The sequence below is a fragment of the Winogradskyella sp. ABM4_392 genome (assembly GCF_056160445.1).
In genome coordinates, this window is sequence record NZ_JBSWXE010000004.1 from 68,021 (window position 1) to 82,791 (window position 14,771).

Below are 14,771 nucleotides of genomic sequence, written 5' to 3' on the forward strand. Positions count from 1 at the left end.
TAATCAACTAAATTCTAAAAAATGGTATTTCTAAGGCATATATTTCTATTGCTTGCCTTGCTCTTGTTTTCTAATAAGGGTTATACCATCTCGTATGATAATAAAGATTCTAAAATCAATGTAGAATCACTTTCTAAAAAAGGTCTCGACAGTATACTTCAAATCCAAAAAGAAAAGGATTCAGTAGAGCGTACTGGATTAATAAAAATAAACGAAACGCTTCTGTCAAATAATACTAGCGATTCTATTGCAGTTACTAAGACTTTAGCAATATTATATTCCGAAAATAATAACGCAGATAAAGCTTCTAAGCACTTAAAAAAATACATTAAGGACACCCAAGATTTATCTATAATCAACGACCATGTGTTTTCAGATATTAAGGATACAGAATCTTACAGTCAGTTAAATGAAGCATATAAGCCTCATTTCAATTTTTTAGCAGTAATACATGCATTAACAGGCATCATTGGAATTTTTATAGTAATCATACTTTTTGCTAAACGAAACTTAGATAAGACGTCTGTGTGGTTAATAGGTTCTTTTATCCTATTTCATTCTTTTTTTATGTTGCATGTTAGTTTGTTTGTGTCTAATTACAACCTAATGTTTCCACATTCGTTTTATATATCTACACCATTTTCCTTTTTATATGGTCCACTGCTTTATTTTTATTTTAAAAGGGTTGTAGAAAATTATAAAATATCTATCAAAGATTCAGTACACTTAATCCCTACTGTATTACTCATATTTTGGCTAATGCCTTACTACAACTTAAGTGCCACAGAAAAATTTAATTTATTAATAGATAATACGCAATCTGTTCATATAGGTAGAAAAGCTTTGGTTGTAATTAAATCACTCTCATTAAGTCTTTATGCTATAGGAATATATTTTGTTTACCGAAATAAAAAGAAAAGTGTTACAGACCGTAATTCGGAAATAAAAAGCAGAGCATTATGGGAACGAAGTATTATGATAATCTTTGTTTGTTATGCTTTCGCGTACTTACTTCATGGAGCTGTAGTTGTTAGATTGGTAGACTACATGCCTTTTACGTATTTAAAATCTGTGTTTATGATTGCCATGATTTTTTATATGGCACTAATGTCTGGTTTAAGACCAGAAATTATAATGAATGCCAATATCAATGTTGTTGGAATAAACAAACTACCAATTAAATACGAAAAATCTAATCTTACAGAAAGCCTTTCAAATGAATTGAAAGATAAATTGGTTGAGTTATTAACCCATCAAAAAGTATACAAAAACAATAGTATTAGCTTAGAATCACTTTCCGAGATGTTAGGAACTACTAGGCATAATGCATCACAAGTTATAAATGAACACTTTGATATGAGCTTTTACGATCTAATAAACCAATACAGAATATTAGAGGCAGTTGATATTTTTGATGAAGACAAAAAACAAAATCTTAACATTATAGAAGTAGCATATGAAGTGGGTTACAATAACAAGGTAACTTTCAATAAAGCCTTTAAGAAGCATATGAATCAAACACCTTCTACTTACATAAGATCACTTAGGTTAGTTTAAAATCTTCTCTCTTAACTTAGCTATAGGCTATTATTGTTCTTGTTGTTTAATCTTTCTCTTTAATTACTTATTATCCTTAATTCAATGTCTGGGAAAATGACTTTTTTTAAAAATAAGATTCTATCTGTATAAACAATTTAGGCGTGTCTTACTTTCTAGAATAAAGTCTATTCTAAAGCTTTAGCATTTTTAGTTTTTTTAAAAGGTAAATAAGAAGTAATTATTTATCGGCATAGGTAAAATCTTATAATTCTTACCTCAAATTTGCTGTCTTGTTGGTTGTTTTACTTACGCAATTGCAAAGGGAGGCAGTGGAAGCCTTACTTTTTTATGAAATAACCATGTTAACTTCAATTTCATCAATCAAAGTAATTATTTTGAATTAGTCTTTAAAATTACTTCGCTGCCGACCTTTCTTATTGCAACAAACTGAGTGTATAATCTAAAATGAAATTTTATGAAAGTAAAAAATTATGCTTTGGTTCTGTTGTATTTATTTTTTGGATCTCAAATGGTTTTAGCCCAAGAAAAAACAATCACCGGAACCGTCACAACTGAATCAGATGGAATGCCTTTACCAGGTGCTAATGTGATTGTAAAAAACACCTCTCGAGGAGTGCAATCAGATTTCGATGGTAAGTTTTCCATTCGCGCAACACAAGGAGATATTCTAGTTGTTTCTTATGTAGGAATGGAAACAGCAGAAGTCATAGTTGGAGATGCCAATGTTTATGATGTTGCCTTAAAAGAAGGAAATGCTTTAGATGAAGTCGTTGTTGTAGCCTATGGTACACAGAAAAGAGAAGCTATTGTTGGTTCTGTAGCTGTTGTTAAATCTGAGGTTATAGAAAATCAACAAGTAACCTCACCATTACGAGCCTTGCAAGGAACAGTTGCTGGTATTAACCTGATTACTCCTGGAGGTCAACCTGGTAATAATCCTAATTTTGTTATTAGAGGTTTTGGTAGTTTTAATGGTGCTAATAGTCCGCTTATTGTTATAGATGGAGCACCTTTTACAGGAAATTTAAACACCATAAGTCAAGATCAGATAGAATCTATTTCTGTATTAAAAGATGCATCTTCAGCCTCACTTTACGGATCTAGAGCTGCAAATGGAGTAGTTCTAATTACTACTAAAAGAGGTAAGCGAAACACAAAAACAAGTGTTAGAGTTAGAACTCAATATGGTATTTCCAATCCTGCGGTTGGTATACATGATGTTGTAGGTTCTGAAGACTATTTAAGATTAATGTGGCAAGCGCTTAGAAATGATAATTTATATAACCAAGGACAATTGCCTGCTGAAGCAGCAAGTAATGCCACAAATGCTCTAATACCAACTTTAGGCTATAATCCTTACAGTGTTTCTAACCCAATTGGTACAGATGGAAATTTAGTAAGTGGAGCTAATCTACTTTGGGAAACCGATTGGCAAGATGCTGTATTAAGAGAAGATGTGCCAAGAGTAAATCATAATGTTAACATTTCTGGTGGTACAGAAAATACAAACTACTTTTTCTCTGTAGACTATTTAAGTGAGGATGGACCAGTAATTAAATCAGATTTTGAGAGAATTGCATCAAGAGTAGGACTAGATACTCAAGTAAATGATTGGTTAAAACTCGGAATTACTAGTGGTTACTCCAGATCGTACTCTAATAATCCAGATCAAACATCTGGTAGTACTACACAAGCTATATCTTGGATTTATAGTGTTAACGGTATCTATCCACTCTATGTAAGAGATGCAGATGGAAATCTAATTTTAGATGATAGTGGTAATAGAATATACGATCTTGGTAATGGTAATGGAAGACCAGTTGGTCAGCCAGTAAACTTTAATAGACCAACAAATCAAGGTGAAAATATTTTAGCATCCATTTTGTTAGGAACTGAGCAGCGTATAAGAACAAACTTCTTAGGCTCTGCTTATGCTGAGGTGAATTTCCTTAAAAACTTCACATTTAGATCTACCTTAAATTATGAAAACTTTGTTTTTGATAGTCACAGTTTTAATGATGATGAAATTGGTTCTGCTTCAGCAGTAGGTGGTAGAGTAAGTAAGGCCAGAAATGTAACTACAGGTTTAAATGCTATTCAAGCGCTTAATTATAAGACCTCTTTAGCTGATGTACATAATATTTCTGTAGATGCTATTTACGAAGCCAATACTACAACTTCAGATACATTTAGTGCTTCTGCTACGGGCTTTTTACCTGGTCAGGAAGAATTAGGTAACGGAACTATAGCAGAATCATTTGGTGGTTTTAGAACTGAAAGACGAATTGTAAGTATGTTGGGTCGTGTGGCTTACAATTTTGACAATAGATATTTCATAGAAGGTTCTATAAGACAAGATAAATCTTCACAGTTTAATACAGACTATAACACAGGTGAGTTTTTCTCTGTAGGTGCCTCTTGGAATCTTACAAATGAAGCTTTTATGGAGAAAGCAGATTGGCTTAACAATCTTAAATTAAGAGCATCTTATGGTGAATTGGGTAACATTAGTATTCCTGGTGGTTTCTTCCCAACAAGCTTTTTATTTGGTGGTGCTAATTTTGGTGGTGTTGTTATTTCACCGGTAGAAGGCCAACCGTCTAACTTGCCAGCAGGTACATTGCCAGATCCAGCATTACAATGGGAAACATCAACCAACCTTAACTTAGGTATGGACTTTACCATTTTTAATGGAGCACTTAGTGGTACTGTAGAATACTTCAAAAGACGTAGTGAAGATTTAATTCAGGATATTACTGCAACACCCTCGCCAGGAGTTCCTGTGGTAAGAGCTAATGCAGGTATTATAGAAAACTCTGGTTGGGAAGTAACCTTAAACAGTGATATCTTTAATAAGAAAGATTTTAGCTGGAGTGTAGGTGGTAATTTTTCAGTATTGAAGAATGAAATCATTCAAATTTCACCATTCACAGATAGACAAGTTCAAGGTACCAAACTTTGGGCACCAGGAAACTCTTTATTCGAGTTTTATATTAGAGAATGGGCAGGCGTTAATCCGGCAAATGGCGATGCGCTTTGGTACCAAGATATAGTTGACACTGAAGGTAATGTTACTGGTAGAACAGTAACTAATGATTATGACCAAGCAACACGTTATGAAACAGGCAAGGAATCTCTTCCAGATATTCAAGGTGGTTTCAATACTAGCTTAAGATATAAGCAGTTTGATCTTAGTGCGTTGTTTAATTTTAGCTTGGGAGCTTATCTCTTAGATACAGATTACTCTGGTTTAGTAAATAATTTTGATGCTATTGGAGCATCAGCGCATCCAGATAACTTTAACGCATGGTCACAACCAGGTGATATTACTGATTTTCCTAGGTTGACTACATCAAATAATAACTTCAATTCTCAATCAACGAGATGGTTGTTTAAAAATGATTATTTACGTCTTAAGAGTATTACTGTTGGTTATAATTTACCGCAAGATGCTTTAGAAGACATAGGGTTAACTTCAGTGAGAGTGTATTTTCAGGGAGATAATTTATTAACATGGCAATCGCATGGTGGTATAGACCCAGAACAAGCTTTTAATGGGTTAACAGCAAACCGGTCGCCATTACAAAGAACATTTACGTTTGGGACATTAATTCAATTTTAAAAAATAGTATGATGAAAAATAAAAATAATAAACTTAGAGTGCTATTGCCATTAATTGCTTTGGTCTTAGCTAGTATGATGTTGTCTTGTGAAAAAGACTATGTTGAAGAACCTTCGGACACTACAGGTGTTACGGATGAATTAATTTTCTCGTCCAGAGAGAATGCCCAGACTTTTGTTAATGGTATTCTTGCAAATTATAAAGGCCAATATAGAACTGTAGATGTTGGCGGTTTATATGCTATGTATTTTGCCAGAGCTGTAAAAGGAAACGATATCATTCAAGATGTAAATTGGTATAGATTTGATTATGGGCACGAAAATAGGGAGCCTAACTTTAGACGAACCAATTTTACATGGGACTTTAATTACGAGAATATAAACTTTGCAAATACATTAATATTTGGTGTAAATAATAGTGATGGGTTAAGTGAAGAGGAGAAGCGAGAATTTGTTGCAAAAGGTAAATTTTTTAGAGGATTTCACTTATTTGAACTTGCATTAGAATTTGCGCCAAACTATAATAATGACAGAAGTTTAGAGAGAATACCAATCTACACTACACCAACATCCTTAGAAACTGTAGGTGGTAATCCGCCAGCACCGATGAATGAGGTTTATGGTCAAATTATTCAAGATTTAGAAGATGCAGTAGCCGATTTACCAGATAATAGAATAGGTAAAAGTTTTATTAATAAGGCTGTTGCTCAAGCAGTTTTAGCAAGAGTATATGCTGTAACTCAAGATGATTGGCAGAGAGTTTCGGAGTTGGCCAGAAGTGCATATGGAGGTAATGCTAACCAGGCAGTACAGTCATCAAATTGGGGATCAGGTTTTGGTAACATGCAAGATCAGGAGTGGCTTTGGGCAATGTTTCAAAACGGCTCTGACGAAACCAACTTTTTTTGGGGACATGCAGCACCTATGATGGATCATTTTACCTTAAGCTACAATGCTACATATATAGATCCTGAATTTGCAGCAGAATTTTCTTCAACGGATGTTAGAAATACCTTTGTTGATCTTTATGGAGTATCTGCTACGACGCCATGGAGAGAATTTGTGTCTACAAAGTACGCCTTTACTTTTGCATCTGATATACCAATTATAAGAAAGTCTGAAATGGTACTTTTTGATGCTGAAGCTCAGTATCATTTAGGTAATATCCCAGAAGCTAGGAATCTTCTGTTTGCACTGCAATCTTCAAGAGACCCTAATGCTACAATAACAACCAATTCTGGTCAGGCGTTATTAAATGAGATTTTGTTAGAACGAAAAAAAGAATTTTATGGTGAGTTTGGTCCGCAATGGTTTGATGCAAAGCGCTACAATCTTCCAATAACTAGAAATGATATTCACAGAATATCTATAGATGTGCCAGCAGATAGTAATTTGTTCTTCTTGAAAATCCCAGAAGATGAGATGGATTTAAACGAGAATTATGCAGGCTTCAATAATATTTAATTTAAAAAGAGATAACATGAAAAAAGTTTTATATACAGCTTTGGTTTTGTGTAGCTTCATTTTTGTTGCTTGTGATAACGAAATTGATGCTGATGCAACAAGCGTTTCAGATTATGAATTTATAAGTTTTCAAGATGATGTTTTAAGTTTTGAGTTAAACCAAAGCGGAACTTCAGCTAGAACGATAACGGTTTACAATTCAAGAAAATCATCTTCCGATAAGACCTATAATTTAGAGGTTTTGCCTATAGAATTTAATGATGGGCAAGGTACAACCATAAGCTCGGATTTTTATAATGTGCCGAGTTCTGTTACCATACCTGCTAATGCTTCTTCAGCTCAATTTGATGTTTCCATTACGGATAATGGTTTTGGTAGTGGTGATAGATTGGTTTTGGGATTTGCAGATGATAATACGGCCTTAAATCCACATCCTTTACGTATGGATATTGTTATTGTATGTCCTGTAAATGAGCTCATTTTAGATATCACTTTTGATAACTATGCCGAAGAAACAAGTTGGGAGTTATATTCAGATATAAGTACTTCTCCTACATTAATAGCATCGGGTAGTGGATATGGTGATCTAGATGATCAATCTATACAAGAACGTCTTTGTATAGATAACGGTGATTTTGGTTTTGTTATCTATGATGCTTATGGAGATGGTATCTGTTGTAGTTTCGGTCAGGGAAGTTATTCATTAACTGTAAATGGCGAAATTATACACCAAGGAGGATTATTTGGCGCTAATGAGGTAACAACATTTTCTTTACCTTAAGCAATTGAGTTTATAATACTAACTAAATCAAAAAAGACCCTTCATCAGAAAGGGTCTTTTTGTTTTAATTTACAATCAATATTATGATTCGGTTGTGACGACATTCTTTTTACTATTAAAGACACCACTGAAAAGTAACATTATCATACCAGCAGTTACAGAAATATCTGCAACGTTAAAAATACCGGTTTTAAAAATACCACCTAAATCTATAAAAAAGAAATCGGTGACTTTGCCAAATACAATTCTATCAAAGACATTGGCAATGCCACCACCAATAATGCAACAAAAAGCAATAAGGCTTAAGCGATCTAATTCCTTTGTTTTAATAATGTAGTATATAACATATCCTAAAACTATAGTTGGTAAGATTAACAAAAAGATGGTTCTTAATGTAGGGTTCATATCACTACCCATACCAAGAAAAGCACCCTTGTTATATACATTGGTAAGGATAAATTTATCACCAATTAATTCTATGACTTCTCTAATTTCAATATTAGCCCTAACATAGACTTTTGAGATTTGGTCTATAGCAATATTAAAAGCTATTAGGAGTACAATAAAAATGTTTCTATTCAAAACAGAAGATGTTAAGCGTTAGTTTCAAAAGTAGCGGAAGATGTTTCTGCTTCTCTGTTAATTTTCTTTACTAATCCTTGTAAAACTTTACCAGGACCAACTTCTGTAAAGTGAGTAGCACCATCTGCTATCATTTGTTGTACAGATTGTGTCCAACGTACAGGTGCAGTTAATTGAGAGATTAAATTAGCTTTTATTTCATTTTCATCAGTAATAGCAGAAGCAGTTACATTTTGATAAATTGGGCAATTTGGTTTGCTAAAGGTTGTGTTTTCTATAGCTGCAGCTAATTCTTCACGAGCAGGTTCCATCATTGGTGAATGGAATGCACCACCAACAGGCAATACCAATGCACGTCTTGCACCTTCTTCTTTAAGAGCTTCACAAGCTTTGTTTACAGCTTCAACTTCACCAGAAATAACTAATTGACTAGGACAATTATAATTAGCTGCTACAACAACACCTTCTGTCATTGCGCATATTTTCTCAACCACATCATCATCTAGACCTAAAACTGCTGCCATAGTACTTGGCTGTATTTCACATGCTTTTTGCATTGCTTGTGCACGCTGAGATACCAATTTTAATCCATCCTCAAAAGTTAAAGCACCAGCAGCAACTAAAGCAGAAAACTCGCCAAGTGAGTGGCCTGCAACCATATCTGGTTTAAAGTTATCTCCTAAAGTTTTTGCTAAAATTACTGAGTGTAAAAATATTGCAGGTTGTGTAACCTTGGTTTGTTTTAGATCTTCAGCAGAACCTTCAAACATAATGTCAGTAATTGAGAAACCAAGGATATCATTAGCTTTTTCAAAAAGCTCTTGTGCTAAAGGTGAGTTTTCATAAAGGTCTAATCCCATTCCTGAAAACTGAGCACCTTGACCTGGAAATACGTATGCATTCATGTGACTAATTTTTAGTGCTGCAAAAATAGGAATATTTATCTTCTCACATAAGTAATAAAAGAAAATGCATATTTATGGTCCTCATCCGCATCATGAGTTTCTCTACCAATCTCTTTCCAAATTTTAGAATCTACTTCTGGGAAATAGGTGTCTGCACCATCAAACGTTGCGTGTACACGAGTTAGTTCTAGTTTATCAGCTATGTTAATGGATTGCTTGTAGATTTCACCACCACCTATAATGAATGGTTGATTGTCTTTTCTTGCTGCATCTAAAGCATCTTCAAGATTATTTACAATAATAACTCCTTCTGGTGCTTTGTAGTCGTTTTGTCTTGTAATAACAATATGTGTACGGTTTGGCAGTGGTTTTGGGAAACTTTCAAAAGTTTTGCGTCCCATAATGATATGATGACCAGAGGTTAGCTTTTTAAATCGTTTTAAATCATTGCTAAGATGCCAAATTAGGTCATTGTCTTTTCCAATAGCATTGTCTTCACCAGCTGCTACAATGATGGTTAACTCATTGGAGTTTTTTTTTTCTTCAGGTTTAGTTTCTGGATGCGTTTCGTTGTAGGCCTGCGATTGTGCAATTTTACGCTCTTCTTTTAGAAAGCCCTCTTTTAAATTATCAATGCGGTTTTGCTGTTGGCTTACAAGCTTGTCTAATTGTTGTTTTTCCCAATCCTTGCCCATAAACTTATTGGTGATAAAAACATTTACAAAGTGATATACAAATAAGAACAACCAAATAAGTATGGCATATACAAACCAATTAATACCAGCTATAGTAAAATCTTCACCAATACCAAGTACCGTATTTGCCAGAATTAAGAAAACTGCACCAATAAGAAATACAACAAAATGGATGTATAAACGCTTTTTTTGTCTTATGCGTTTTTGGGCATATTCAATGAGTTCTAATTGGTCTTTATCTATTGTTGAAACTTGTTTTTTCTTTCCAAACATAATTCTAAAATTATCTGATAAAGATACTTCTTTTTCACTAAAACGTTATCGCTATTATTACGGAATTTATTCACGCTATTTTCGAAAACGATATCGTTGATAATCAATAGCTAAGGCTTGATTTTTGTGTTGTTGATATTACAAATTATACAACAAAAAATTACATAGTTTATCAAAAAGTAAAGGCTATTTTACTAAAATGATAATTCTTTCATTTAAAGTGATTTAAACTGTTTGTGCTGGTTTTTTCTTTTATACTTTTGAGTCATTATTTAAAACTATAATTATGGCAATTAAAAAGCAGTATTTAAAAAGTAAGCCAGTTTGTAAGGTAACATTTTCTGTTCCTGCAGAGGAGGCAAAAAGTGTAGCAGTTGTTGGAAGCTTTAACGAGTGGAATACTGAAGCTACAGAATTAAAGAAATTAAAGAACGGTACATTTAAGGGTACTGTAGATTTAGAGAGCGAAAACTCTTATGAGTTTAGATACGTTGTCGACGGTAATTACGTTAATGATGAACAAGCAGATGCATATGCTTGGAATGATTATGCAGGTGCTGAAAATGGCGTGTTAAATTTATAATATCCCTTTATAAATTAATGTGTTAAAAAGGCGTTTCTTTTTACAAGAAACGCCTTTTTATGTTGTTAATCAGGTACCGCAAAAACTATTGGAATTGAAAAAGGAACCACTACAGGCTCACCTCTTTGATAGCCAGGTTTTGTTAATTTTGGTATTTTTCCGATAACTCTTATGGCTTCTTTTTCTATACCAGGATGTGGTCCTCTAGCTTGTATATCTTTTACTCGTCCTTTTTTATCTATTTTAAAGAGCACATATATACGTTGTATGCCAGGATCTAACCTATACTTTTTGGCTAGTTTAACTTTAAAGTTTTTTGAGATAACAGCTCTCACTTTATCGCTCATGCATTTTTTTAAATCCTCATTGCTCAAGCTTTCATCACATCCCTTATAAACTGGAACTTTCTCTATGATATCAAAAGGAACCTCGTCTGGTGTGTAACCTAAAATTGGAACAATAGTGTCTTTAGCTTTGTCTAAATAAAAACCAAATAAATTTCTTGCGCTTTGGGCTACACCATTGTTATATCTGTCTAATACAGGTTTAACAACAGGAATGCTGTCTAATAAATACCTTAGACCTTCAACTCTGTTACTTGCTGGATTAGAGATTCTAGAATACCGCTTAATAACTTTCCCGTTTTCATCATACAGAATATTTGCATTAACAGTTATAGTGTCTTTTTTAGCTTCAAAGAAAATAGAATCTTTTAAAGCTTTTCTGTTAATATGTTTGGCTAAAAACTCATGAAAAGAAACCTCATAACAATGCTCTAGATCTTCTGAGCCTTCACAGCCTTTGTAAACAACAAATGATCTTTTAAAAAGATTTGGTTGAGGCTTTTGAGCGCTACAAAAATTTATTGAGATAAACAGAAAAATAAATAGCTTAATATACTTCATGTTATTATTTATACAGCAACAATACCTTTAATATGAGGGTGTGGGTTATAATCGACAAGCGTAAAATCCTCAAACTTAAAATCGAAAATATCGTTCACCTCTGGATTAAGAATCATTTTTGGTAAAGGTCTTATGTCTCTAGAGAGCTGTAATTCTAATTGTTCTAAATGGTTGTTATATATGTGTGCATCTCCAAAAGTGTGGATAAATTCACCTGGTTGGTAACCGCAAACCTGTGCCATCATCATAGTAAATAATGCATATGATGCAATGTTAAAAGGAACACCTAAAAAGATATCTGCGCTACGTTGATAGAGTTGACAGGATAATTTACCATCTGCAACATAAAATTGAAAAAATGCATGGCAAGGAGGTAAAGCAGCTTTACCATTAGCTACATTTTCTGAGAAAGATTTAGATGTATCTGGTAATACAGAAGGGTTCCAAGCAGAAACTAACATTCTTCTGCTGTTTGGATTGTTCTTAAGAGTTTCTACGACTTCCTTAATTTGGTCTATCTCTTCACTCGCCCAGTTGCGCCATTGATGTCCGTAAACAGGACCTAAATCTCCATTTTCATCTGCCCATTCGTTCCAGATTCTTACACCATTTTCAGTTAAATAGTTAATATTGGTATCTCCTTTAAGAAACCAAAGTAACTCGTATATAATAGACTTAAGGTGTAATTTTTTGGTAGTTACCATAGGAAAGCCTTCACTCAAGTCAAAACGCATTTGGTAGCCAAACACACTTTTAGTGCCTGTACCTGTTCTATCTCCTTTTTCGTTTCCGTTTTCTAATACGTATTTTACTAAGTCGTGATATTGTTTCATGCATACTTCCTGCGAAAGCAGGAATCTCATTTAATTAAACTTTATTTTTAAGCGAAATGCAAATAGCATAATGCAAAAACGAAAATAAAAAAAAGCTTCAAAACCATTGATTTGAAGCCTTATATAATATAAAAAGTTATTAACTGAAATTACCCAATTATCATTCCTGCTATGGTTGCAGAAATTAGTGAAGCAATTGTACCACCAATCAAGGCTTTCATCCCAAATTTAGATAATTGCTTTCTTTGTCCTGGTGCAAGTGAGCCAATACCTCCTATTTGTATACCTATTGATGCGAAATTGGCAAATCCACAAAGCATATAAGTTGCCATAATAACGGACTTTTCATAATTAAGATGGGTTACGTTTGTAACATCTTTTAAATCTGCTAGCTGTATGTAGCCAACAAATTCACTTGCTGCAAGTTTGATACCTAAAAGTTGACCCATCATCATCATATCTTCTTTTGCCACACCTATTAACCACATTAAAGGAGCAAATACAGTTCCCAATATAGCTTCGAGTGAAAATGATTGATAAGGTGTATTGGCTGCCATCCATGCATTGAGGTTAGTAACGTCTCCAACCCAACCTAGAATACCGTTAATCATGGCAATAAAAGCAACAAATACTAATAACATAGCGCCAACATTAACAGCCAGTTTTAAGCCTTCAGTAGTTCCGTTAGCAATAGCGTCTAGTATATTAGCACCAATTTTTTCTTGAGACACTGCTACATCTGTATTGATATCTTCAGTTTGTGGGAAAAGTATTTTTGAAATAACAATAGCACCAGGAGCAGCCATTACAGAAGCTGCCAATAAATGCTTCGCATATACTAGACGTAACTCTGGGTCATCGCCACCTAAAAATCCAATATAAGCTGCCAATACAGCACCAGCAACCGTTGCCATACCACCAATCATAACAAGTAGTATTTCGGACTTATTCATTTTTTCTAAATAAGCTTTAATTAGGAGTGGTGCTTCTGTTTGACCTAAGAAAATGTTTCCGGCTACACTAAGGCTTTCTGCTCCCGAAATTCTGAGGAGTTTAGTTAATAACCACCCAAAAGCTTTTACAACTTTTTGAATAATACCCAAGTAAAATAGTACAGATGTTAATGCCGAAAAGAATAATATAGTTGGTAATACCTGAAATGCAAAAATGAAACCAAATGTATCCATATCTACAACTAGTCCATCGAATAAAAACTCGCTTCCGGCTCTTGTAAAATCTAATACGCTTACAAATAAACCGCCAACCCATTCAAAAGCAGTTTTTACAAATCCTACTTTAAGTACACCAATGGCAATGAGTAATTGAAAGGCTAAACCAATTCCTACGGTTTTCCAGTTTATGGCTTTACGGTTACTACTAAATAGAAAAGCAATAAATATTAAGGTAAACATACCTAAAATCCCTCTCCATAAACTACCAAAAGAAAAACCTTGACTTGGAATAATTGTATCTGTGTTTTTTACTTGTTCGTTAGAAACTAAAGTTTCAATTTCATTAGGTGTTTTGAATTTATAGGTAACTCCTTTTTCAGTAAAAACTAATGTTGAGTCTGTAAATTCGCGAACCTTATATTTTCTTATTGTATCTTTAGGTTTGTTATAATAAAAAACCAGAAGATTATTCTGAAAGGTATAATGACCAGAGGCTTTAAGACTATCTTTGCTCATTAATTTATAGTCAAAATCACCATCTCTAAATTTTAAAACATCAGAATCAGAAATAAGTAGTGATTCGCCTGATTTCGTATTTTCTACAGTCGTAAATTGCCATGTTTTTTCTAGCTCTTGTGCTGTAATTGATGAAATTCCAATAAGTATAGCAATAAGGGCTCTGAAAAAAAGTTTCATATAAAGGGTGTTAGTTAGCGCTTAGAAATTTCGTCTCTTATTTTTGCTGCTTTTTCGTAGTCTTCATTATTTACAGCTTCTTCTAAAAGGCTATTTAATTCTTCTAAAGATTTATCCTTATAACCTTCTTGTTCGGCAACTGCACTTTCAATTTCTTCAGCAATGAGATCATCTACAAGTATGCTATCTTGTTCTTCATCCTCTTTTTTAGGATTTACTTTTAGATAGATACCTGCTTTGTCTAAAATATTTTTATACGTGAAAATTGGTGCCTGAAAACGTAGAGCTAAGGCAATAGCGTCACTGGTTCTGGCATCTATGATTTCTTCGATTTTGTCGCGTTCACAAATTAGACTAGAGTAGAAGACACCATCAACTAACTTGTGAATAATAACTTGCTTTACAACAATATCAAATCTGTCTGCAAAATTTTTGAATAAATCGTGAGTTAAAGGTCTTGGAGGACGAATCTCTTTTTCTAATGCTATAGCAATAGATTGTGCTTCAAAAGCACCAATTACGATTGGAAGTTTTCTGTCACCATCAACTTCATTAAGTATTAAGGCATACGCACCATTTTGGGTTTGGCTGTAGGAAATACCTTTTATATTTAAACGTACTAAACTCATGAATTATAAAACACAAAGAACTGTTTAAATTTGGACTTTACCAACTGCAAAATGCAGAATTGGATATTTTTC

At 33.6% G+C, this 14,771-nt stretch carries 12 protein-coding genes; 5 read left to right on the forward strand and 7 right to left on the reverse strand.

The window, feature by feature from the left end; all coding sequences use genetic code 11:
• Positions 1-21 precede the first annotated feature (21 nt).
• The 4 genes from ACXAFS_RS10915 (at position 22) to ACXAFS_RS10930 (ending at position 7,426) form a co-directional block, all read left to right on the forward strand.
• Positions 22-1,557, forward strand: coding sequence for a helix-turn-helix domain-containing protein (locus tag ACXAFS_RS10915; protein WP_475306944.1), 1,536 nt, complete (start codon positions 22-24; stop codon positions 1,555-1,557).
• A 457-nt stretch (positions 1,558-2,014) separates the two neighbouring features.
• Positions 2,015-5,182: a SusC/RagA family TonB-linked outer membrane protein gene (locus tag ACXAFS_RS10920; protein WP_475306945.1), complete on the forward strand. Its 3,168-nt coding sequence runs from the start codon at positions 2,015-2,017 to the stop codon at positions 5,180-5,182.
• 11 nt (positions 5,183-5,193) lie between these two features.
• Entirely contained in the window at positions 5,194-6,645 is a 1,452-nt protein-coding gene (locus ACXAFS_RS10925; protein ID WP_475306946.1) for a RagB/SusD family nutrient uptake outer membrane protein, read from the forward strand.
• Positions 6,646-6,661: 16 nt separating this feature from the next.
• Positions 6,662-7,426 (forward strand): hypothetical protein, encoded by a 765-nt coding sequence (locus ACXAFS_RS10930; RefSeq protein WP_475306948.1) that lies wholly within the window; start codon positions 6,662-6,664, stop codon positions 7,424-7,426.
• Between the two features lie 81 nt (positions 7,427-7,507).
• Here ACXAFS_RS10930 and lspA read toward each other — a convergent pair whose 3' ends face one another.
• Genes lspA through ACXAFS_RS10945 form a run of 3 tightly spaced genes read right to left on the reverse strand, consistent with a single transcriptional unit; the run spans position 7,508 to position 9,881 of the window.
• Positions 7,508-8,008: a signal peptidase II gene (gene lspA / locus ACXAFS_RS10935; RefSeq protein WP_475306950.1), complete on the reverse strand. Its 501-nt coding sequence runs from the start codon at positions 8,006-8,008 to the stop codon at positions 7,508-7,510.
• 11 nt (positions 8,009-8,019) lie between these two features.
• Positions 8,020-8,913 (reverse strand): ACP S-malonyltransferase, encoded by an 894-nt coding sequence (gene fabD / locus ACXAFS_RS10940; RefSeq protein ID WP_475306951.1) that lies wholly within the window; start codon positions 8,911-8,913, stop codon positions 8,020-8,022.
• Between the two features lie 35 nt (positions 8,914-8,948).
• The gene (locus ACXAFS_RS10945) at positions 8,949-9,881 is read right to left on the reverse strand and encodes a dihydrofolate reductase (protein ID WP_475306953.1); all 933 of its coding nucleotides are present in this window, start codon (positions 9,879-9,881) and stop codon (positions 8,949-8,951) included.
• 286 nt (positions 9,882-10,167) lie between these two features.
• Here ACXAFS_RS10945 and ACXAFS_RS10950 point away from each other — a divergent pair, with 286 nt between their 5' ends.
• Positions 10,168-10,464: an isoamylase early set domain-containing protein gene (locus ACXAFS_RS10950; protein ID WP_475306955.1), complete on the forward strand. Its 297-nt coding sequence runs from the start codon at positions 10,168-10,170 to the stop codon at positions 10,462-10,464.
• 65 nt (positions 10,465-10,529) lie between these two features.
• Here ACXAFS_RS10950 and ACXAFS_RS10955 read toward each other — a convergent pair whose 3' ends face one another.
• From ACXAFS_RS10955 to ACXAFS_RS10970, 4 genes are all read right to left on the reverse strand, one after another.
• Positions 10,530-11,369: an energy transducer TonB gene (locus ACXAFS_RS10955; protein WP_475306956.1), complete on the reverse strand. Its 840-nt coding sequence runs from the start codon at positions 11,367-11,369 to the stop codon at positions 10,530-10,532.
• Between the two features lie 8 nt (positions 11,370-11,377).
• Positions 11,378-12,202 (reverse strand): thymidylate synthase, encoded by an 825-nt coding sequence (locus ACXAFS_RS10960; protein WP_475306958.1) that lies wholly within the window; start codon positions 12,200-12,202, stop codon positions 11,378-11,380.
• 149 nt (positions 12,203-12,351) lie between these two features.
• Positions 12,352-14,070: a nucleoside transporter C-terminal domain-containing protein gene (locus ACXAFS_RS10965; RefSeq protein WP_475306959.1), complete on the reverse strand. Its 1,719-nt coding sequence runs from the start codon at positions 14,068-14,070 to the stop codon at positions 12,352-12,354.
• A 14-nt stretch (positions 14,071-14,084) separates the two neighbouring features.
• Positions 14,085-14,699 (reverse strand): bifunctional nuclease family protein, encoded by a 615-nt coding sequence (locus ACXAFS_RS10970; RefSeq protein WP_475306960.1) that lies wholly within the window; start codon positions 14,697-14,699, stop codon positions 14,085-14,087.
• Between the last annotated feature and the right edge of the window lie 72 nt (positions 14,700-14,771).